Raw genomic sequence first — 20,462 nt, forward strand, 5'->3', positions numbered from 1 at the left:
GTTACTTCGACAGCGCCGCTTTGACCTTCTCGATTACGACGCGCCCCGCCTCTTCAACCGGCAGGAGCGTGGCTTCGGTGTCGCGGCGCGCCTGGTATTCGAGCTTGCCTTCCTTCAGCCCGCGGTCGCCGATCACGAGCCGGTGCGGCACGCCGATCAGTTCCCAGTCGGCGAACATCACGCCCGGGCGCTCGCCGCGGTCGTCGAGGATCACGTCGATGCCCGCTTCCTGCAACTGCGCGTAGAGCTTGTCGGCCTGCTCGCGCACGGCGTCGCTGCGGTCGTAGCCCATCGGGCACAACACGACTTCGAACGGCGCGATCGATTCCGGCCAGATGATGCCCTTGTCGTCGAAATTCTGTTCGATCGCGGCGCCGAGCACGCGCGTCACGCCGATGCCGTAGCAGCCCATCAGCATCGAAGCGGGCTTGCCGGTCTCGTCGAGATAGGTCGCGCCCATCGCATCCGAGTACTTCGTGCCGAGCTGGAACACGTGGCCGACTTCGATGCCGCGGCACATCGAGAGCGCGCCCCGCCCGTCCGGCGACGGATCGCCCTCGACGACATTGCGGATATCGGCGACGACCGGCTCCGGCAGATCGCGGCCCCAGTTCACGCCGGTCGTGTGATAGTCGACCTCGTTCGAGCCGACGACGAAGTCGCTCATGTTCGCGACCGTGCGGTCCGCGACCACTTTCACCGGTTTTTTCGTGCCGAGCGGGCCGAGATAGCCCGGCGGCGTGCCGAACCACTCGACGATTTCCTGCTCGGTCGCGAAGCGATAGCCCGCGAGGCCCGGCAGCTTGTTCGCCTTGATGTCGTTGAGCGAGTGATCGCCGCGCAGCATCAGGAGCCAGATGGTCGGCTCGGCGCCTTCGTTCTCGGTGGCGAGCACGATGGACTTGATCGTGCGCTCGAGCGGAATGTTCAGATATTCCGCGACCGCCTCGCACTTCGCCTTGCCCGGCGTCGGCGTCTTCTTCATCTCCTCGGCGGGCGCGGCGCGCTCGGCGATAAGCGGCAGCGCGTCGGCCGCTTCGACGTTCGCCGCGTAGTCCGAATCCGGGCAATACGCGATGGCGTCCTCGCCCGTGTCGGCGATCACGTGGAACTCGTGCGAGCCGCTGCCGCCGATGGAGCCGTTGTCGGCCGCGACTGCGCGGAATTCCAGCCCGATACGCGAGAAGATGCGCACGTAGGCGTCGAACATCTTGCGATACGACTCGGCGAGGCCCGCCTGATCCTTATCGAACGAATACGCGTCCTTCATGATGAATTCGCGACCGCGCATCACGCCGAAACGCGGACGGATCTCGTCGCGGAACTTCGCCTGGATCTGGTAGAAATTGACCGGCAACTGGCGATAGCTCTTGATGTCGCGGCGCGCGATGTCGGTCACGACTTCCTCGTGCGTCGGTCCCACCACGAAATCGCGATCGTGACGGTCCTTGAAGCGCAGCAGTTCCGGGCCGTATTGCACCCAGCGGCCGGATTCCTGCCACAACTCCGCGGGCTGCACGGCCGGCATCAGAATTTCGAGCGCGCCCGCCCGGTTCATCTCCTCACGCACGATGGCTTCGACCTTGCGGATCGAACGCAGCCCGATCGGCATGTAGTCGTAGATACCGCCCGCGACGCGGCGAATCATGCCGGCGCGCATCATCAGCTTGTGGCTGACGATTTCGGCGTCGGCGGGGGCTTCTTTCAGGGTGCCGATGAAGAAACGTGATGCTTTCATTGAAAAATATCCAAAAGCGAAGCGCGCCGGAGTGCCGCTGGCGGCGTAATGGCGTGCAGAACGAGTGAACGACGGGATGGCTGGCGGAAGGAAGAATCTGCCGCCGGCCGGAATATCCGGCGAATGGCGTACCCGGATTCGGGTTCGTGCCGGTGCGCCAGGCCCGTTATCTGTTTATAATCAAAGCAATTTTAAAGGATTCGAAGGTGGTTGTATGCTGGATCGTGAAGGCTTTCGCCCGAACGTCGGCATCATCCTCTTGAACGCGCGCAACGAAGTGTTTTGGGGTAAGCGACTGCGTGAACATTCCTGGCAGTTTCCGCAAGGGGGCATCAAGTACGGCGAGACCCCCGTGCAAGCGATGTATCGGGAGTTACACGAAGAAACCGGCTTGCTACCGGAACACGTCAAAGTCGTGGGGCGTACCCGCGACTGGCTGCGTTATGAGGTGCCGGACAAATTCATCAAGCGCGAGGTGCGCGGCCATTATCGTGGCCAGAAACAGATCTGGTTTCTGCTGCGAATGGTAGGCCGCGATTGCGACATCTGCCTGCGTGCGACGGATCATCCGGAATTCGATGCCTGGCGCTGGAACGAGTATTGGGTCCCGCTCGACGCGGTGATCGAGTTCAAGCGTGACGTTTATCAACTGGCGCTCACCGAGCTGTCGCGCTTTTTACGGCGGACGGCCGCGAGAAGCGAGCGCGGCGAGCGCGCCGCACATCATGGACCGCGCTACCCGCGCGTCATCCAGACGATGACAATCGAAGCACCCTCGGTTTCCGCGGCGGGTGCCGCGATTGAGGCAGAATGCTCGGTCGAGGAAGTGCATGTTTTCGCGCGACGTCCGTTGCACGAGTAACGCCGCCCTTCCTTGCAAACTTTTCCACTCCGCATGACTCAAAAGCGGCGACACGGCAACGTGTCCCGCTTTTTTTCCGCTCGGCACGCTTCGCTCGCTTGGTTCCGTCGGGCGCGCTGCGCGGATGTTTTCGGGAATATCCAATTGAAAGCCATCGCCTCATTTGCGGCATGCGCGGCAGCGCTTGCCGTGCTCGCCGGTTGTTCCAGTAACAAGGGCCCGTCCAATCAGGACGACGGCGTGTTCACCTACCTGCTCGACCGCAAGACCGAGTGGACCGAGAACAAGGTCGACAACCTGCCGCCGCTGCCGCAGTCGTCGAGCTTGCTGCCGTTCACGGTTTCTCAGAACACGCCGCTCACGTTCTCCGTCGACAAGAATTCGGTTTCCGTCGGCACCGATGGTGTCGTGCGCTACACGGTGGTCGTGACGAGTCCGGCGGGCGCGCGCAACGTGAACTACGAAGGAATTCGCTGCGACAACTACGAGTGGCGCCTCTACGCCAGCATCGACGACAGCCAGAGTGCCTGGGACCGCACGGTGGCGAACGACTTCCGGCGCATCGAGAACGGAGAACTGAACGCGTATCACGCGGCGCTGTATCAGGATTACTTCTGCGCGAACAAGCTGCCGATGGGCGATGCCAAGCAGATCGTCAACGCCATCCAGTACAAGCGGACGGCGGCGTCGCAGTATCGGTGAAGTGCCGGATTCGATTGAAAAAAGCCCGCTGAATCCTGAGATTCAGCGGGCTTTTTTGCTAAACGAGCACCAGATTGTCGCGATGGATCAGCTCGGGCTCCAGCATATAGCCGAGCACGGTTTCGATCTCCGCGCTCGGCCGCCGATGAATCAGCCGCGCCTCCGAACTGCTGTAATTCGTGATGCCGCGCGCGACTTCCTGACCGTCCGGATTCACGCAAGCGATCACTTCGCCGCGCGCGAACGCGCCTTTCACGTCGATCACGCCGATCGGCAAAAGGCTCTTGCCGCCGGCAGTCAGCTTTTCGACAGCGCCGTTGTCGATCACGACGTGACCGCGCACCTGCAGGTGATCGGCCATCCACTGCTTGCGGGCCGCGATGCGCGCCGTACGCGCGACGAGCTGCGTGCCGATCATTTCCCCCGACGCGAGCCGCGTGAGGACATCGGACTCCCGGCCGCTCGCGATCACCGTATTCGCGCCGCTATGCGCGGCGCGTTTCGCGGCAAGGATCTTGGTCAGCATGCCGCCGCGGCCGAGACTCGAGCCCGCGCCGCCTGCCATCGCCTCGAGTTCGGGCGTACCGGCGTCGGCCTGTTCGACGAGCGTGGCGCCCGGGTCCTTGCGCGGATCGGCGGTGAAGAGGCCGCGCTGGTCGGTGAGGATGATGAGCGCGTCGCCTTCGATCAGGTTCGCCACCAGCGCGCCGAGCGTGTCGTTGTCGCCGAACTTGATTTCGTCGGTGATGACCGTGTCGTTTTCGTTGATGATCGGCACCGCGCCGAGACGCAGCAGCGTGAGGAGCGTCGAGCGCGCGTTCAGGTAACGCTCGCGGTCGGCGAGGTCGGCGTGCGTGAGCAGAATCTGCGCGGTGCGGATGCCGTGCGCGCCGAAACTGCTCTCGTAGACCTGCGCGAGCCCCATCTGACCAACCGCTGCGGCGGCCTGCAATTCGTCGATTTCACGCGGGCGCTTCGTCCAGCCGAGCCGGTGAATGCCTTCCGCGATCGCGCCCGAACTGACCAGCACGACTTCCTTTCCCTGCTCGCGCAGAGCCGCGATCTGCGATGCCCAACGGGCGATCGCCGCGTGGTCGAGTCCACGGCCGTCGTTGGTGACGAGGCTCGACCCGACTTTCACTACCAGACGCTTCGAAGCAGCGATGACGGAACGCATCGTGCGCATTCTCCTGGGATTGGGTAAGCCCGCGCCCGGAGCGCGGGCCCCGGTTTATTCCTGCTGCGCGGGCTTGGGGGCTGCTGCGGCCTCGTCGCGGAACCGCACGTCGGCGGCGAGATCTTCCGCTTCCGCCGCACGCGACGCGTCCGAGTTCTGCGAGATGTAATCGAAGATTGCGTAGGTCAGCGCTTCGCAACCCTGCCCGGTCAGGGCGGAGATTTCGAAGACCGGACCGCTCCACTCGTAGCGGTCGAGGAAGTCCGCCACGCGTGCTTCGCGCTCGTCGTCCGGCACCATGTCGAGCTTGTTCAGCACCAGCCAGCGCGGCTTCTGATACAGCGCCTCGTCGTATTTGCGCAATTCGTTGACGATTGCCTTCGCCTCGACGACCGGGTCGACGTTCTCGTCGAACGGCGCCAGATCGACCAGGTGCAGCAGCACGCCGGTACGCTGCAAATGGCGCAGGAAGCGATGCCCGAGGCCCGCGCCTTCCGCCGCGCCTTCGATTAAACCGGGGATGTCGGCGATCACGAAACTCTTGCTCGGCCCGACGCGCACCACGCCGAGATTCGGCGCGAGCGTCGTGAACGGATAGTCGGCGATCTTCGGCCGCGCGTTCGACACCGACGATATGAACGTGGATTTTCCCGCGTTCGGCATGCCGAGCAGGCCGACATCGGCGAGCACCTTCAATTCGAGCCTGAGCATGCGCCGTTCGCCCGGCTTGCCTTCCGTCTTCTGGCGGGGCGCGCGATTCGTGCTCGACTTGAAGTGCAGGTTGCCGAGGCCGCCCGCACCGCCGTTCGCGATCAGGACTTCCTGATTGTGCTCGGTCAGGTCGGCGATCAGTTCGCCCGTTTCCATGTCGGCAATGACGGTGCCGACTGGCATGCGCAGCGTGATGTCGTCGCCGCCCTTGCCGTAACAGTCCGCGCCGCGGCCGTTTTCGCCGTTGCGCGCCTGGTGTTTCTTCGCGTACCGGTAGTCGATCAGCGTGTTGATATTGCGGTCCGCGACCGCGTAGACGCTGCCGCCCCGGCCGCCGTCGCCGCCGTCCGGCCCGCCGAACGGGACGAACTTCTCGCGGCGCATCGACGCGCTGCCATCCCCTCCGTCGCCGGCGATGACTTCAATTCTCGCTTCGTCAATGAACTTCATGCGTTGCTCCGTCCCGTGTTTCCACCATTTTGCCGCGACCGGCGGGTGCCGGCCATCGTGCAAAAGATATAAGCCAAAGTGTCTTTCGAATAGGGTCCGTCAAACCGGACGCCCAATGAAAAAGGCCCCGCGAACTTCGCGGGGCCTTTTTCGGTCCTGAAGCCCGTGCCTGTAAACCTTAGGCTGCCGGGACGACGTTGACCAGATGCTTCTTCGCTGCGCCCTTCGTCGTGAACGTGACGTGGCCGTCGGTCAGCGCGAACAAGGTGTGGTCCTTGCCGATGCCGACGTTCTCGCCCGGGTGCATGCGCGTGCCGCGCTGGCGAACGATGATGCCGCCCGCGTTGATTGCCTGGCCGCCGTAAACCTTCACGCCGAGGCGCTTCGATTCGGAATCGCGGCCGTTGCGGGAAGACCCGCCTGCTTTTTTGTGTGCCATGTGATTACTCCTTGACCGTTAGCTGGATCGACGACGCGCTTTAAGCGTTGATCGCGTCGATACGCAGTTCGGTATAGTTCTGGCGATGGCCAGCGTGCTTTTGGTAGTGCTTCCGGCGACGCATCTTGAAGATCGTGACCTTCTTGTGACGACCCTGAGACACGACGGTAGCCTTGACGGAAGCCCCACTGACCAGCGGCGTACCGAACTGAATCGATTCACCTTCGCCTACTGCGAGAACCTGGTCGAGCGTGATTTCAGCGTCAATGTCTGCCGGTATCTGTTCTACTTTCAATTTTTCGCCGACGGCAACCTTATACTGCTTGCCACCGGTTTTTATGACCGCGTACATTGAGAACCTCACTCTAAATTCGTTTTTCCGCACACCGTGCGCGAAAACGCGTGATTATACATAGAGTTAGGATCGCCGTCAAAGGCCAGTCGACTTTCCCGGCGAGCCCGTCGGCCTGCCGCGAATTTCCGTTTGCGCCGTAATTGGCGGTGAAACGCGAAAAATTCGGCCTAATTCGGCTCCATCAAGGCGCGGACGACGGCGCACCGGGCGCCGCACCGCCGTCGTCAAGCAGATTCGCCTTATAATTCGCGGCACTACCCTAATTGCCGATCATGTCGTCCACCGCCACTTCATCCCCCAACGCCGCCACCCTGCTCGCCCCGATCGCCGAGGACATGCAGCAGGTCAATCGCGTCATTCGGCAGCGCCTGGCATCCGAAGTGATGCTGATCAACCAGATCTCCGAATACATCATCGGCGCCGGTGGCAAGCGTCTGCGGCCCGCGCTGCTCTTGCTCGTCGCGGGCGCGCTCGGCGACACGACCGGACACCGGCACGAACTCGCGGCCGTGGTCGAATTCATTCACACGGCGACGCTCCTGCATGACGACGTCGTCGATGAATCCGATCTCCGGCGCGGCCGCAAGACGGCGAACGCGCTGTTCGGCAACGCGGCGAGCGTGCTGGTCGGCGATTTTCTGTACTCGCGCTCGTTCGAGATGATGGTCGGCGTCGGCAAGATGCGCGTGATGGAAATTCTGTCGGTCGCGACCAACGTGATTTCCGAAGGCGAGGTCCTGCAGCTTCTGAACATGCACGACCCGGACGTCGATCAGGCGCGCTACATGCAGGTCATCCGCTACAAGACAGCGAAGCTTTTCGAGGCCGCCGCGCAACTGGGCGCCGTGCTGTCGGGCTCGGATGCCAAGACGGAAGCCGCCGCGGCGGAGTTCGGGCGACGCATCGGCACCGCGTTCCAGATCATGGACGACTGGCTCGACTACACCGGCACGGCGGAATCGATGGGCAAGAACGCCGGCGACGACCTGCGCGAAGGCAAGCCGACGATGCCGCTCATCTACCTGATGGAACACGGCACGCAAGAGCAGGCGGCGCTCGCGCGCGAAGCGATCGAACAGGGCGGCACGGATCGATTCGAGACCATTTTCGAGGCGATCACCCGTTCCGGCGCACTCGATCACACGCTGGAATGCGCGCGAAGCGAAGCGCAGGCAGCGGCGAACGCGATTTCTTCGTTTCCGGATTCCATTTACAAAGAAAGCCTGCTAGAATTATGTTCTTACTCGACGGCGAGACAGTCTTGAACGAGACTGAAATGCCGTAAGAGTCCAGCAGTATTCAAGTCGTACCAATTCGGGGTGTAGCTTAGCCTGGTAGAGCGCTACGTTCGGGACGTAGAGGCCGGAGGTTCGAATCCTCTCACCCCGACCAGAATTTTCTTGATGAGTTGCTACGCACCGTTAAGACCGAAACCGCCCAGCTTGCTGGGCGGTTTTTTGTTTTGGCGACCATAATCGAATAAAGCGCGACGCCAGTCGCACATGGAAACGCGCCTTCACCGGACAAACCGGCGAAGGCGCGTTTCGCGTCAATCACTCACTCCGCGCCGACCTCATCAGCCGCTTGCGCCTCGCGCAGCCCCCTTCCGGCTACCGCCACCGGCGCCGCTTCATACCGATGCACGTCATGCGTGACGAACCCCAGATCGTGGCTCGGAATCTCGAACCACTCCGGATGACCGAACGAACGCCGGATATCTTCGAGCCCGCTCGCCCAGTGCTCGCCCATCGTGTCGTTGCTGAACTCGTAGTCCTTGTAATGGCCTTCGAAGAACTTGTTCTTGTAGATCAGATGCACGACATTGACCGCGCCGCCGTCGGCCACTTCCTGCGCCTGCTTCATCAGCGGATGCGTGCGTCGCACCTTTTCCGGCACATGCTCCAGCAGTTCCTTGATCATCCGCGCGTGCTTCTGGTTCTGCGCAACGAAGTCCGTGATCGCGCGCGTGCGGCTCGAATACTGAATGTCCTTGGTGCGCTCCGAGATATCGAGGAAATCGCCCGGTAGCGTGCCCTTCGAACTCCACAGATCGACCTGAAAAACCAGCGCGTCCTTGTGCTGCATTTCACCGATGATCTCGGTCAGCGGCGTATTCGAAACCAGCCCGCCGTCCCAGTAATACTCGCCGTCGATCTCGACCGCCGGAAAGCCCGGCGGCAACGCGCCCGACGCCATGAAGTGCTCCGGTTCGAGACGCATCTTCGTGTTGTCGAAGTAGACGAGATTGCCGGTGCGCACGTTCACCGCGCCCACCGACACGCGCACGTTGCCGTCGTTGATGCGCTCGAAGTTCGCGTACTTCAGGAGCGTCGCGCGCAGCGCCGCCGTGTCGTAGAAGCTGACTTCGTTCGGCAGCTTCCGCGCGGCGTTCGCGAGCGGCATCGGCACGGCCACGCGCGGGGCGAAGAAGCCCTTCTGCCCTTCGGTCAGCGTGCGCGTGGCCGACCACATGCTCGACCACTTGCGGCCGATGTTCGGAAAGCCGAAGACCGTCGGAATCAGCGCGCCGAAATGCCCGAGCAAATCCGCCGGCTGGCAGATCGTGTTCCAGAAGCCGCGCAACGCCTCGACGCGATGTTCCGGCGCATTGCCCGCGATAATCGCGGTGTTCAGCGCGCCGATCGAGATGCCGGAGATCCAGCTCGGTTCGATGCCCGCCTCCGCGAGCCCTTCGTAGACGCCGGCCTGGTAGGAGCCCAACGCGCCGCCGCCTTGCAGCACGAGGCCGATTTCATCGTAGGCGGGCAGCGTAATGCGGCCCGGCTGCTTTAGTTTGTTGCGTGGACTGCGGCGCATGGTCGTCGGCTCCTTACTGCATGAACCAGCCGTGACTCACGACCACCGACTGCCCCGTCAGCGCCGCCGATCCGAAGCCCGCCAGGAACGCCACCGTGTTCGCGACGTCCTCGACGGTCGTGAATTCGCCGTCGACGGTTTCCTTCAGCATCACGTCCTTGATGACCTGCGCTTCGGTGATGCCGAGCGCCTTCGCCTGCTCGGGAATCTGCTTGTCGACGAGCGGCGTGCGCACGAAACCCGGACACACGACGTTCGCCCGCACGCCGCGCGAGCCGCCTTCCTTCGCGACCACGCGCGCGAGTCCGAGCAGCCCGTGCTTCGCCGCGACATACGCCGACTTCAGCTTCGACGCCTCGTGCGAATGCACCGATCCCATATAGATGATCGAGCCGCCCTTGCCCGCCGCGTACATGTGCTTGATGGCGGCCTTCGTCGTGAGGAACGCGCCGTCGAGGTGGATCGCGAGCATCTTCTTCCAGTCGGCGAACGCGTACTCTTCAATCGGGTTGACGATTTGGATGCCCGCGTTCGATACCAGCACGTCGATTGAGCCGAGCTTCGCGACGGTTTCCTCGATGCCCGCGTTGACTTCGTCTTCGCTCGTCACGTCCATCGATACGGCGATCGCGCGGCCGCCGCCCGCGACGATGTCGTCGGCGACCTTCTGTGCGCTGGCGAGATTCAGGTCGGCGATCACGACGGCCGCGCCGTCCGCGGCGAGCTTGCGCGCGCATTGTTCACCGATACCGCTTGCTGCGCCCGTTACGTGCGCGACTTTTCCTTGCAACGACATTTGCATGTTCCTTTTGAGTTATTGATTGACGGCGAGCTTCAGCGCATCGGCGGGAGCGAGATAGTCGTAAGCGACTTCGCCGATATCCAGCGTGAGATTCGCAATGACATGCCGCGCGCCGACGATCCGCTTCACCGGCAGATCGGCGACCGGCGCGAGCGCGTGCGCGTGGAGTTCGAGCGCGGCCGGGCCTTCCCACGCGCCAAGCACGGTGACATCGCGCAAGAAGAAGCGCACGAGTTCGCAGACGCGCGCCGAGCCGTCGACGTGCGGAATCACCTTCAGCAGATAGTTCGGCGTATCGGCGAGCTTGCGGCGCTCGGCTTCGAGGTCGAGCGGGGAATATTTGTAGCCCATCGTGCCGGTCGCGACGCGTTGCGTGCCGTAGTCGAGCGTGCCGAGCAGCGTGTCCTTGCCGTCGACGCAAAGGCGCGGCGATGCGAGCTTCTTCGGGAATCCCCAGATTTCGCGGCCGCCGGCGATCGGGCCTTCGTCGTCGAGATACATCGCGTGGGTGTAGCTCGCCTTGCGGCCTTCTTCGTCGATGACGGAAATGACCTGCCCGCTTTCGGTGTAGTCTCCGAAGCCCGACGAATCCGGCATGCGGATGAACTCGTAATGCACGAGCCCGTTGTCGACCGTCAGCGGTTCCGGCACGACGGCGCGCAGGGAGTCGAGGTCCGTTTCATACGAGATGATGAAGTATTCGCGATTGAGAAAGCGAAACGGCGGGCGAGGATAGGCGGGACGGTGCACGGGCATCGCATAGGCGTTCTTGCGGATTTCATCTTCTGTCACTGCGGCGCTTCCTGTGGATGACGAAGGCACGATGGTAGCGGCATTCGTCGGCCCAAGCGGATTACGCCGACCTGACGATCGACGCCATGCGCCCCTCGTCGCCCCGGTGAAACGCCCGCCCCGTCTGGCTTTGCCGTTCGTCGGCGCACGCGCCCGGCGCATCGTCATCGGTTTCGCAAAATATTGTTGCGCTGGTGAGTCCTATGCCGAAGCGAGGCGCGTTCGAGACTCGAACGCGCCATTTACAGAGACATCCTGAACAAATTTGGATTCCACTAGGAATCGAACAGGGCGCGCCGGTTCATCGAACGACCGTGCGCCCCAGACCTCGCCCGATGCCGCGCGCCGGCGATGCGAAAAATCCCCGCGAGCCCCGTCCAACGGTCAATCCGCCGGTCGCGCAAGCTTTCGCAGACGGTCTGTTATAGTCCATTCCATCCCTCCCCTTCTCTCAACGGTCGCGTGGACAACCTTCCCTTATGGGCGCAAATTTGCGCCATCTTTCTGCTTCTCTTTTTATCCGGCTTTTTCTCGATCTCTGAAACGTCGATGATGGCGCTCAATCGCCATCGTCTGAAGTACCTCGCGAGCCAGGGGTCGCTGCGCGCGCGCACGACGCAGGGCCTGCTCGCTAAAACCGATCAGTTGCTGAGCGTAATCCTGATCGGCAACAACCTGATCAATACGATCATTCCGGTCCTCGTCACGTCGATCGCGCTGCGCACGTTCGGTCACGACAACTTCGTGCTGTCGATCGCGACGGGCATCGTCGCGTTCCTCATCATCGTGTTCGCGGAGATCGCGCCGAAGATCGTCGGCGCGACGTATCCGGAGAAGGTCGCGCTGCCCGCGAGCCTGATTCTCGCGCCGCTGATGCGCGTTCTGCGGCCGGTCGTGTGGTTCGTCAACCTGTTCGCGAACGCTTTGCTCGCCGCGCTGCACATCAATACGAAGGGCGGTCGCGACCAGCGCATGTCGCCCGAGGAACTGCGCACTGTCGTGCTGGAGTCGGGCAGTTTCATGCCGACCAAGCACCGCAGCATCCTGCTGAATTTGTTCGATCTGGAGAACATCACCGTCGACGACGTGATGATCCCGCGCCGCCGGATCGAAGCGCTCGACTTCGAGGCGCCGTTCGAGCAGATCATGCACCAGCTCGAAACCTGCTATCACAACAAGCTCGTCGTCTATCAGGGCGACATCGACCGCGTGCTCGGCATCCTGCACGTGAGAAAGACGCTGTCGGCGCTGCACAACCAGGAATTGGAGCGCGAGACGCTGCGCGAACTGCTTACCGAGCCGTATTTCGTGCCGGCCGGCACGCCGGTGTTCCAGCAGTTGCAGTACTTCCAGGAGAGTCGCCACCGCATCGCGATCGTCGTCGACGAATACGGCGAGTTGCAGGGGCTCGTCACGCCGGAAGACATCATCGAGGAACTGATCGGCGAGTTCACGACGACGATTCCGCGCGGCACCGGTTCGCGCGGCGGCTGGGACGAACACGGCGAATGCATCGTGGCGGGCAGCATGCCGCTGCGCGAACTGAACCGCTGGCTGCACCTGAAGCTGCCGACCGACGGCCCGAAGACGCTCAACGGGCTGATCCTCGAAACGCTGGAGGACATTCCGGACGGCGACGTGTCGGTGGAAATCGCGGGCGTGCATTTCGAGGTGATGCGCAGCGACGATCAGGCGATCCGCACCGTGAAAATCTTCCGTCCCGCGACGGCAGCGACGAACCGGCTGCAGCGTTAGCCATCCGGCCGAGTATGAAGGCGTGCGTGGCGGCGCGATGATGGGCCATCCCGAACCCGGACGGCCCACGCCGATCAACGCATGCCAACGCCTTCCCGCGACACTTTCACGCGCCTCGCGCCGCGCCCGCCCGACCCGCTTCCCGCCGACGACGCCCCGGCCGTCGCGCTCCTGACCGAGACGCTGCGCATCGCGGCGGCGCGCGGCGCGTCCGATATCCATGTCGAGCCTGCGGAACACGAATGGCGCATCCGGCTGCGCATCGACGGCGCGCTGCACGTCCTGCACAAGCCGCCGCTGCATCTGCGCGATGCGGTCGTCACGCGCATCAAGGTGCTCGCGCGGATGGACATCGCGGAGCGGCGCGTGCCGCAGGACGGCCGGCTGCGACTTCCGCTCCCGAACGGCCAGATCGAGGACTATCGCGTGAACTCGCTGCCGACGCTCTTCGGCGAAAAGCTCGTGCTGCGACGCCTCGAAGCGCTGCCCGCCGACCTCTCGCTCGGCGCGCTCGGGCTCGATGCGCGACAGAGTAAAGCCGTCGAATCCGCGATTCACGCGCCGCACGGGCTCGTCCTCGTCACCGGCCCGACCGGCAGCGGCAAGACGCTTTCACTCTACTGCTTCCTGCAGATGCTCAACGCCGAGGCGCGCAACGTCTGTTCGGTCGAAGACCCGGCCGAAATCCAGTTGAGCGGCATCAATCAGGTGAGCGTGCGCGACAAGGCCGGGCTCACGTTCGCCGTCGCGTTGCGCGCGTTCATGCGCCAGGACCCCGATGTGATCATGGTCGGCGAGATCCGCGACGCCGAAACCGCCGATGTCGCCGTGAAGGCGGCCCAGACCGGCCATCTCGTGCTCTCGACGCTTCACACGAACGATGCGCCCGCCGCCATCGCGCGGCTGATCGACATCGGCGTGGCGCCGTACAACCTCGCGTCGGCGCTACGGCTCGTCACGGCGCAGCGGCTCGTGCGAAAGCTCTGCGAGGCGTGTCGCGTGCCTTCCGAACTCCCGCTCGACGACGGCATCCGCCCCTTCGAGCCGCGCGGCTGCGCGAAGTGCCACGGGATCGGCTATCGGGGACGCGTGGGCGTGCACCAGTTGATGCCCGTCACCGACGCGCTGCGCGAACTGATCGTCGCGCGCGCCGCCACGCACGCGGTCACGCGCCAGGCGCAGTCCGAAGGCATGCCGGCGTTGCGCGACGCGGCCTTCCAGCGCGTGCGCGAAGGCGTGACGAGCGTCGCCGAGGCGCTCGAAGCCACGGAGATCGCGTAATGGGCGGCGATCTTCGTTTTGCATGGCGCGGCGTCGATGCAAACGGCGCGAGGAAACGCGGCAGGACGATCGGGGCCGACGCTGCATCGGCGCGCGCCGCGTTGAGGCGCGAAGGCTGGACGGTGCTGGAACTCGACGCACTCGGCGACGCGCCGCCGCCGAAGGCGAGCGGCGCCGACGTGACGCTCTTCACGCGCCAGCTGGCGGGCCTGCTGCGCGCCGGGCTGCCGCTCGCGCCTTCGCTCGAACTGATCGCGCAAACGCCGATGCGCGGCGGTTTGCCGCGCATCGTGCGAAGCGTCGCGCGCGACATCACGCAGGGCGTGCCGTTCTCCGATGCGCTCGCGCGTCATCCGGCGTGTTTCGGGCCGCTCTACTGCCAGCTCGTATCGGTCGGCGAACTGGCCGGCGCCTTGCCGACGGTGCTCGCGCGCCTCGCCGACGACCGCGAGCGCGCCGCCGCGCAGCGCGCGAAGCTCAAGGGCGCGCTGACCTATCCGGTCATGGTGCTGCTGCTGTCGCTCTCGATCACGGCGGGCTTGCTGGTCGGCGTCGTGCCGACCTTCAAGACGATCTTCGACGGCTTCGGCGCCGCGCTGCCCGCACCGACGCGCTTCGTGCTGGCGTTGTCGGATGGTGTCGCGCGCTGGAGCGTGCCGTTCGCGATCGCGGGCTTCGTTGCAGGCGCGGCGTGCGCGCGCGTGCTCAGGCGCTCGCCACCGGCCCGCGACGCCGTCGATCGCGCGTTGCTGAGGCTGCCGCTCGTCGGCCCGTTGCTGCGCTCGCTCGCCGTGGCGCGTTGGAGCCGCGCGCTCGGCACGCTGCTCGCGGCGGGCACACCGCTCTCCGATGCGTTCGGTTCGCTCGCGAACGCCACCGGCAACCGCATCTTCGACCACGCGACCGTCGACATCGCGGCGCGCCTGCATCGCGGCGAACGGCTCGCGGCGGCCATGCGCGCGCAGGGCTGCTTCCCGCCCGAAGTCGTGCAGCCCGTCGCGGTCGCCGAGGAATCCGGCTCGCTCGACTCGATGCTGATGGATCTCGCCACCCTGGGCGACCGGCAGGTCGACGACAGGATCGGCACCTTCGCGAGTTTGTGCGAGCCGGTCGTGATCGTCGTGCTCGGCGCGCCCGTGGGCGGACTCGTCATCGCGATGTATCTTCCCATCATTCAACTCGGTAACGTGGTGTAGTGGTGTAGCATCGCTGCCGAATTCATTCCGTCACCCTCCATGCTGCCTTCGTTCGAACCCCATCTCGCGGATCATTCCGGCGCCTACCTGCACGCCTTTGCGGCGCTGCCCGTCGCGGCGCAGTACGGCTTCGCCGTAGTGTTCGGCCTCGTGATCGGCAGCTTTCTGACGGTCGTCGTGCACCGCCTGCCGATCATGCTGGAACGCGCATGGCGAGCCGAGCTCGAAGCGGCGGATGCGAAGCATGCCGAGGCCGAAGACGCGTTAAAGCCCGTCCGCTACAACCTCGCCGTGCCGCGCAGCGGGTGCCCGCACTGCGGACACACGCTGCGTGCATGGGAGAACATTCCCGTCGTGAGCTACGTGCTGTTGCGCGGACGATGCGCGAAGTGCGGCGCATCCGTCAGCCCGCGCTATCCGCTGACCGAACTGGCCACGGCGCTCCTCGCGGCCGTTTCGCTCTACGCGTTCGGCCCGGACTGGCTCGCGCTCGCCGCCTTCGGTCTGTGCGCAACACTGCTCGCAATGAGTCTCATCGACTTCGACACGAAATACCTGCCCGACTCGCTCACGCTGCCGCTCCTGTGGGCGGGCCTGATCGTCAATCTCGGCGACGGCGGCTTTGCCTCGTTGCGCGATGCGGTCATTGGCGCGATCGCGGGTTATCTGTTCCTGTGGTGCGTCTACTGGATCTTCCGGCTGGTGCGCGGCGTCGAAGGCATGGGTTACGGCGACTTCAAGCTGCTCGCCGCGCTCGGCGCATGGCTCGGCTGGATGGCGCTGCCGCAGATCCTGATGGTCTCGGCGATCGCAGGCGCGCTCGTCGGACTGATCGCGACGTGGCGCAAACGCATGCGCTTTGAAGAACCGCTGCCGTTCGGGCCGTTCCTCGCGATCGGCGGCGCACTGACACTCTTCTTCGGCACGCCGCTCTACGCGCTGTTCGGTTGAATTTACGGATGAATACGAGGAGCCAGGGATGTTCAGCATCGGCTTGACGGGCGGTATCGGCAGCGGCAAGACGACCGTCGCCGACCTTTTCGCGGCGCACGGCGTAACCGTGATCGACACCGATCTCATCGCGCACGGCATCACGGCACCGGGCGGCGTGGCGATGCCGCTGATCGAAAGTGAGTTCGGGCGCGAGTTCGTCGCGCAGGATGGCTCGCTCGATCGCGCGAAGATGCGCGAGCGCGTGTTCGCCGACGACGCGGCCAAAGCGCGGCTCGAAGCCATCACGCATCCGCTGATCCGTGCGGAAACCGAACGTCAACGAGGCCTGGCGCGTGGCGCGTATCACATCGTGGCCGTGCCGCTCCTCGTGGAATCGGGGAACTGGTCGTCGCGTGCCAATCGCATTCTGGTGGTCGACTGCCCGGTCGAGACGCAGATCGAACGCGTGATGCGGCGCAATGGCTTTTCGCGCGAACAGGTGCTCGCCATCATCGCGCGCCAAGCCACTCGCGAAGCACGCCTCGCAGTGGCCGACGACATCGTCGTCAACGATGCGAATGCGACGCTCGACACGCTCAAGCGCGATGTCGATGCATTGCATGCGCGCTATCTGTTGCTGGCGAATGAGTGAGCCGCGACTCGAGCATTCGCACGACCTCAAAGTTCACACTTAACGATTGGAAACTGTTGCGATCAGCGACGAAAATGCGTCCCGACAAGCTCATTGTGCGTCGATTTGCTAGGGTGGGGTTGCGGCATTAGAATGTCCTGACTTTCCGTCCCACGTAGCACCGACTTACGCCGAGGCGAGCGCGCTTGATCCTTTACGAGTATCCCTTCAACGAGCGAATTCGAACGCTGCTGCGCCTCGAAGACCTGTTCGAGCGCTTCACCTTCTTCTTGACCCAGGAAGACCCCCGCGAGCATCACGTCGCGCTGACGACGCTCTTCGAAATCGCCGAAGTCGCGGGCCGCACCGATCTGAAAGCCGATCTGATGAAGGAACTGGAACGCCAGCGTCAAACGCTCGCGCCGTTCCGCGGCAATCCCGGCATAGAACAAGACGCGCTCGAAGCCGTGCTCGGAGAGATCGAACAGACGCTCGCCGGGCTCGCGCAGATGCAGGGCAAGACCGGTCAGCACCTGATCGACAACGAATGGCTCGCGAGCATCCGCAGCCGCACGATCATTCCCGGCGGCACCTGCAAATTCGACTTGCCGTCGTACTTTGCGTGGCAGCAATTGCCGGTCGAGCAGCGTCGCCAGGACATCGCGAAGTGGGTCATGCCGATGCTCGCGCTACGCGATGCAGCCACTATCGTGCTGCGTCTCGCGCGCGAATCGGGGCAGGCGTCAAAGGTGATGGCGATGCAGGGCAGCTATCAGCAGATGCTCTCGGGGCGGACCTATCAACTCATGCAGGTGCGTGTGTCGCAGGAAGTGCGGGTGATCCCCGAGGCGAGCGCCAACAAGTACATGCTGTGGGTACGCTTCACGGTGCAGGATGGCGATCTGCGGCCGCGCCCTGTCGATGTCGATGTGCCTTTCCACCTCACGCTGTGCAGTCTTTGATCCGGCATTGAAATGCGGCCGGACGGCCTCATGGTTTAAGCTTGGTATTTTCGATAACGTTCGATCCGTATGACCACCGTCGTCAAATGTCCGACCTGCGCCAAGGAAGTCCGCTGGGTTCCGGAAAACCGCTTTCGCCCGTTTTGCTCCGAGCGCTGCAAGCAGATCGATCTCGGCGCCTGGGCCACCGGGAAATATCGCATCGGCGGCAACTCGCAGGAAACGCCGCCCGATGACGATTCGCACGGCGGCCTGAACTGAAGCGCGTCCTAAGGCGCGTCTTAAGGCGCGTCTAGTTCGCTTCCGCGGCGAGCCATTCCAGCACCGGGATGGCGGCGGGAAGCAGCGGCGCGACCTCCACGGGCAAGTGCTGCCAGGCGAGCGCCTGACCTTCGCGGCCGACAGGCGCGCCGGACCACTGTGTCACCTTGCAGAAATGGAGCCGCACGTACGCGTGCGGATAGTCGTGTTCAAGCGTGCGCCAGCGTTCGCACGCGGTGACGTCGATACCCAGTTCCTCGTGCAGTTCGCGTCCGAGCGCCTTCTCGACGCTCTCACCCGCCTCGATCTTGCCGCCCGGAAACTCCCAGTAGCCCTCATAGGGCTTGCCCTCCGGGCGTTGCGCGAGGAGATACTGGCCGTCCGCCTGCACCATCACGCCGACCGCCACCTCGGTCACCTTGCGTCCGTTCGCGGCGAACTCCGTCATGCCTTGCGCCCCGACCAGTCGCGTGCGAACTGCCATGCGACGCGTCCCGACCGCGAACCGCGCTCCAGCGCCCACACGAGCGCATCGCCGCGCGCGCTCTCGATTTCGCCCTGATCGCAGCCGAAATGCTTGAGCCAATGGCCGACGATCGAAAGATAGTCGTCCTGCTTGAACGGATAGAAGCTCACCCATAGGCCGAAGCGCTCGGAGAGCGAAATCTTCTCCTCGACCACTTCGCCGGGGTGGATCTCGCCATCGGACGTATGCTTGTACGTCTCGTTGTCGCTCATGTACTCGGGCATCAAGTGGCGCCGGTTCGACGTCGCGTAGATCAGCACGTTGTCCGACTGCGCAGCGACCGAGCCGTCGAGCGCCACCTTCAGCGCCTTGTAGCCCGACTCGCCTTCCTCGAACGAAAGATCGTCGCAGAACACGATGAAGCGCTCGGGCCGCGCCGAGATCAGGTCGACGATGTCGCCGAGGTCGTGCAGATCGTCCTTGTCGACTTCGATCAGGCGCAGACCGTCCTTCGAATACGCGTTCAGGCAGGCCTTGATGAGCGACGACTTGCCGGTGCCGCGCGCGCCCGTCAGCAGCACGTTGTTCGCGGGCGCCTTCGCGACGAACTGGCGCGTGTTCTGCTCGATCAGCGCCTTCTGCCGGTCGATGTTTTGCAGGTCGTCGAACGAAATGAGGGAAATCGCCGGCACGGGTTGCAGAAAGCCGCGCCCCTGACGCTTGCGCCAGCGAAACGCGACGGCCGCGTCCCAGTCGATCTGCGGCGCCGCCGGCGGCAGCATGCCTTCGATGCGCGCCAGAACCGCTTCGGCGCGAGTCAGAAATTGTTCGAGTTTGTCCATGACGTGCCTGAGTGTTGTCGAGCTTTACGAGCGGTAGTCGGCGTTGATGCTCACGTAGTCGTGAGACAGATCGCAGGTCCAGATGGTCGCGCGCGCGTCGCCGCGGCCGAGCAGCACGCGGATCGCGATCTCGCTCTTCTTCATCACGCGCTGGCCGTCTTCCTCGCGATATTCCGGGTTGCGCCCGCCCGCCTTCGCGACAAGCACGTCGTCCAGATAGAGGTCGATGCGTTCGACGTCGAGATCCGTCACGCCCGCATAACCGATCGCCGCGAGAATGCGGCCGAGGTTAGGATCGGATGCGTAGAACGCGGTTTTCACGAGCGGCGAATGGCCGATCGCATAGCCGATCTGACGGCACTCCGCTTCGTTCTTGCCGCCTTCCACCGTGATCGTCATGAATTTGGTCGCGCCTTCGCCGTCGCGCACGATCAGTTGCGCGAGTTCCTGCGCGACCGCCGTCACGGCGTCACGCAAAGCGGCGTAAGCGGGCGAATCCGTCGACGTGATCGCCGGCAGGCTCGACTTGCCCGATGCGATCAGGATGAACGAATCGTTCGTCGAGGTATCGCCGTCGATCGTGATGCAGTTGAACGAGCGATCCGCGACGTGCTTCGCCAATTGATCGAGCACCGGCTGCGCGACGGCGGCATCGAACGCGAGGAAGCCGAGCATCGTCGCCATGTTCGGCTTGATCATGCCCGCGCCCTTGCTGATGCCCGACAGCGTGACCGTGTGGCCGTCGATCTGCACCTTGCGCGACGACGCCTTCGGCAGCGTATCCGTAGTCATGATGGTTTGCGCGGCGTCGAACCAGTGCGCGAGCTGCTGGTTCGCGAGCGCCGCGGGCAAGCCCGCCTTCAGCCGGTCGACCGGCAGCGGCTCCAGGATCACGCCGGTCGAAAACGGCAGGATTTGCTGCGCATCGAAGCCCGTCAGGCGCGCGAGTTCGTCGCAGGTCGCGCGGGTCGCGGCCATGCCCGGCTCGCCCGTTCCCGCGTTCGCGTTGCCCGTGTTCACGACGAGCGCGCGAATACCCTTGCCGCCTTGGCGAACCGCGTCGAGATGCTCGCGGCACACCGTCACCGGCGCCGCGCAGAAGCGGTTCAGCGTGAACACGCCCGCGACGGTCGCGCCCTCTTCGAGCTGGATGACGAGCAGATCCTTGCGATTCGGCTTGCGAATATTGGCTTCGGCCCAGCCTAGCGTGACGCCGGCGACGGGATGAAGCGCTGCGGGATCGATCGAGGGGAAATTGACGGCCATGTTCGCGACTCGCTGAATGTGGCG

General features: G+C 64.1%; 21 protein-coding genes and 1 tRNA gene. 11 read left to right on the forward strand and 11 right to left on the reverse strand.

Features of this window, described 5'->3' with window-relative positions:
- Window position 1: 1 nt before the first annotated feature.
- Window positions 2–1,738 (reverse strand): proline--tRNA ligase, encoded by a 1,737-nt coding sequence (locus tag AWB66_RS22095; RefSeq protein WP_087632313.1) that lies wholly within the window; start codon window positions 1,736–1,738, stop codon window positions 2–4.
- A 214-nt stretch (window positions 1,739–1,952) separates the two neighbouring features.
- On the opposite strand from AWB66_RS22095, the gene AWB66_RS22100 reads away from it, so the two are divergent.
- Both AWB66_RS22100 and AWB66_RS22105 read left to right on the forward strand, forming a co-directional pair.
- Window positions 1,953–2,600, forward strand: a complete 648-nt coding sequence (locus AWB66_RS22100) for an RNA pyrophosphohydrolase (RefSeq protein ID WP_087632314.1) — start codon at window positions 1,953–1,955, stop codon at window positions 2,598–2,600.
- A gap of 144 nt (window positions 2,601–2,744) precedes the next feature.
- Window positions 2,745–3,302: a CNP1-like family protein gene (locus AWB66_RS22105; protein ID WP_235021191.1), complete on the forward strand. Its 558-nt coding sequence runs from the start codon at window positions 2,745–2,747 to the stop codon at window positions 3,300–3,302.
- A 58-nt stretch (window positions 3,303–3,360) separates the two neighbouring features.
- On the opposite strand, the gene proB is transcribed toward AWB66_RS22105, so the two are convergent.
- The 4 genes from proB to rplU all read right to left on the reverse strand — a co-directional run bounded on the left by proB (window position 3,361) and on the right by rplU (window position 6,431).
- Window positions 3,361–4,479: a glutamate 5-kinase gene (gene proB / locus AWB66_RS22110; protein ID WP_087632353.1), complete on the reverse strand. Its 1,119-nt coding sequence runs from the start codon at window positions 4,477–4,479 to the stop codon at window positions 3,361–3,363.
- Between the two features lie 54 nt (window positions 4,480–4,533).
- Complete coding sequence (cgtA, locus tag AWB66_RS22115; protein WP_087632316.1) at window positions 4,534–5,640, reverse strand: Obg family GTPase CgtA; 1,107 nt, start codon at window positions 5,638–5,640, stop codon at window positions 4,534–4,536.
- 178 nt (window positions 5,641–5,818) lie between these two features.
- Window positions 5,819–6,079 (reverse strand): 50S ribosomal protein L27, encoded by a 261-nt coding sequence (rpmA, locus tag AWB66_RS22120; protein ID WP_087632317.1) that lies wholly within the window; start codon window positions 6,077–6,079, stop codon window positions 5,819–5,821.
- 40 nt (window positions 6,080–6,119) lie between these two features.
- Window positions 6,120–6,431 carry a 50S ribosomal protein L21 gene (rplU, locus tag AWB66_RS22125; RefSeq protein ID WP_008342953.1) on the reverse strand — a complete coding sequence of 104 codons (312 nt, stop codon included), beginning with the start codon at window positions 6,429–6,431 and terminating at the stop codon, window positions 6,120–6,122.
- 275 nt (window positions 6,432–6,706) lie between these two features.
- Between rplU and AWB66_RS22130 the strand changes: the two genes are divergently transcribed.
- The gene (locus AWB66_RS22130; protein WP_087632318.1) at window positions 6,707–7,699 is read left to right on the forward strand and encodes a polyprenyl synthetase family protein; all 993 of its coding nucleotides are present in this window, start codon (window positions 6,707–6,709) and stop codon (window positions 7,697–7,699) included.
- Between the two features lie 50 nt (window positions 7,700–7,749).
- A tRNA-Pro gene (locus AWB66_RS22135) sits at window positions 7,750–7,826 on the forward strand.
- 165 nt (window positions 7,827–7,991) lie between these two features.
- Here AWB66_RS22135 and AWB66_RS22140 read toward each other — a convergent pair.
- Genes AWB66_RS22140 through AWB66_RS22150 form a run of 3 tightly spaced genes read right to left on the reverse strand, consistent with a single transcriptional unit; the run spans window position 7,992 to window position 10,845 of the window.
- A complete protein-coding gene (locus tag AWB66_RS22140) occupies window positions 7,992–9,251 on the reverse strand; it encodes a patatin-like phospholipase family protein (RefSeq protein ID WP_087632319.1) in 1,260 nt (419 codons plus the stop codon).
- A gap of 13 nt (window positions 9,252–9,264) precedes the next feature.
- Window positions 9,265–10,053 carry a 3-hydroxybutyrate dehydrogenase gene (locus AWB66_RS22145; protein WP_200819038.1) on the reverse strand — a complete coding sequence of 263 codons (789 nt, stop codon included), beginning with the start codon at window positions 10,051–10,053 and terminating at the stop codon, window positions 9,265–9,267.
- A 12-nt stretch (window positions 10,054–10,065) separates the two neighbouring features.
- On the reverse strand, window positions 10,066–10,845 hold the full coding sequence (locus AWB66_RS22150) for an acetoacetate decarboxylase (RefSeq protein ID WP_087632321.1): 780 nt from the start codon (window positions 10,843–10,845) through the stop codon (window positions 10,066–10,068).
- 462 nt (window positions 10,846–11,307) lie between these two features.
- Between AWB66_RS22150 and AWB66_RS22155 the strand changes: the two genes are divergently transcribed.
- The 7 genes from AWB66_RS22155 to AWB66_RS22185 all read left to right on the forward strand — a co-directional run bounded on the left by AWB66_RS22155 (window position 11,308) and on the right by AWB66_RS22185 (window position 17,864).
- Window positions 11,308–12,600: an HlyC/CorC family transporter gene (locus tag AWB66_RS22155; RefSeq protein ID WP_087632322.1), complete on the forward strand. Its 1,293-nt coding sequence runs from the start codon at window positions 11,308–11,310 to the stop codon at window positions 12,598–12,600.
- 81 nt (window positions 12,601–12,681) lie between these two features.
- Complete coding sequence (locus AWB66_RS22160; protein ID WP_087632323.1) at window positions 12,682–13,881, forward strand: GspE/PulE family protein; 1,200 nt, start codon at window positions 12,682–12,684, stop codon at window positions 13,879–13,881.
- The gene (locus tag AWB66_RS22165; protein ID WP_087632324.1) at window positions 13,881–15,077 is read left to right on the forward strand and encodes a type II secretion system F family protein; all 1,197 of its coding nucleotides are present in this window, start codon (window positions 13,881–13,883) and stop codon (window positions 15,075–15,077) included. The genes AWB66_RS22160 and AWB66_RS22165 overlap by 1 nt, the downstream gene beginning before the upstream one ends.
- Before the next feature lie 39 nt (window positions 15,078–15,116).
- Window positions 15,117–16,028 carry a prepilin peptidase gene (locus tag AWB66_RS22170; RefSeq protein ID WP_087632325.1) on the forward strand — a complete coding sequence of 304 codons (912 nt, stop codon included), beginning with the start codon at window positions 15,117–15,119 and terminating at the stop codon, window positions 16,026–16,028.
- A gap of 28 nt (window positions 16,029–16,056) precedes the next feature.
- The gene (gene coaE, locus AWB66_RS22175) at window positions 16,057–16,662 is read left to right on the forward strand and encodes a dephospho-CoA kinase (protein ID WP_087632326.1); all 606 of its coding nucleotides are present in this window, start codon (window positions 16,057–16,059) and stop codon (window positions 16,660–16,662) included.
- A gap of 185 nt (window positions 16,663–16,847) precedes the next feature.
- On the forward strand, window positions 16,848–17,603 hold the full coding sequence (gene zapD, locus AWB66_RS22180; protein ID WP_087632327.1) for a cell division protein ZapD: 756 nt from the start codon (window positions 16,848–16,850) through the stop codon (window positions 17,601–17,603).
- Between the two features lie 69 nt (window positions 17,604–17,672).
- Complete coding sequence (locus AWB66_RS22185) at window positions 17,673–17,864, forward strand: DNA gyrase inhibitor YacG (RefSeq protein WP_062632511.1); 192 nt, start codon at window positions 17,673–17,675, stop codon at window positions 17,862–17,864.
- Window positions 17,865–17,895: 31 nt separating this feature from the next.
- Here AWB66_RS22185 and AWB66_RS22190 read toward each other — a convergent pair whose 3' ends face one another.
- Genes AWB66_RS22190 through argJ form a run of 3 tightly spaced genes read right to left on the reverse strand, consistent with a single transcriptional unit; the run spans window position 17,896 to window position 20,438 of the window.
- Window positions 17,896–18,348 (reverse strand): NUDIX domain-containing protein, encoded by a 453-nt coding sequence (locus tag AWB66_RS22190; RefSeq protein WP_268811158.1) that lies wholly within the window; start codon window positions 18,346–18,348, stop codon window positions 17,896–17,898.
- The gene (locus AWB66_RS22195) at window positions 18,309–19,172 is read right to left on the reverse strand and encodes an ATP-binding protein (protein WP_087632329.1); all 864 of its coding nucleotides are present in this window, start codon (window positions 19,170–19,172) and stop codon (window positions 18,309–18,311) included. Before AWB66_RS22195 ends, AWB66_RS22190 begins: the two co-directional genes overlap by 40 nt.
- 24 nt (window positions 19,173–19,196) lie before the next feature.
- Entirely contained in the window at window positions 19,197–20,438 is a 1,242-nt protein-coding gene (gene argJ / locus AWB66_RS22200) for a bifunctional glutamate N-acetyltransferase/amino-acid acetyltransferase ArgJ (RefSeq protein ID WP_087632330.1), read from the reverse strand.
- Between the last annotated feature and the right edge of the window lie 24 nt (window positions 20,439–20,462).

This window comes from Caballeronia telluris, from assembly GCF_001544495.1.
GTDB lineage: Bacteria > Pseudomonadota > Gammaproteobacteria > Burkholderiales > Burkholderiaceae > Caballeronia > Caballeronia telluris.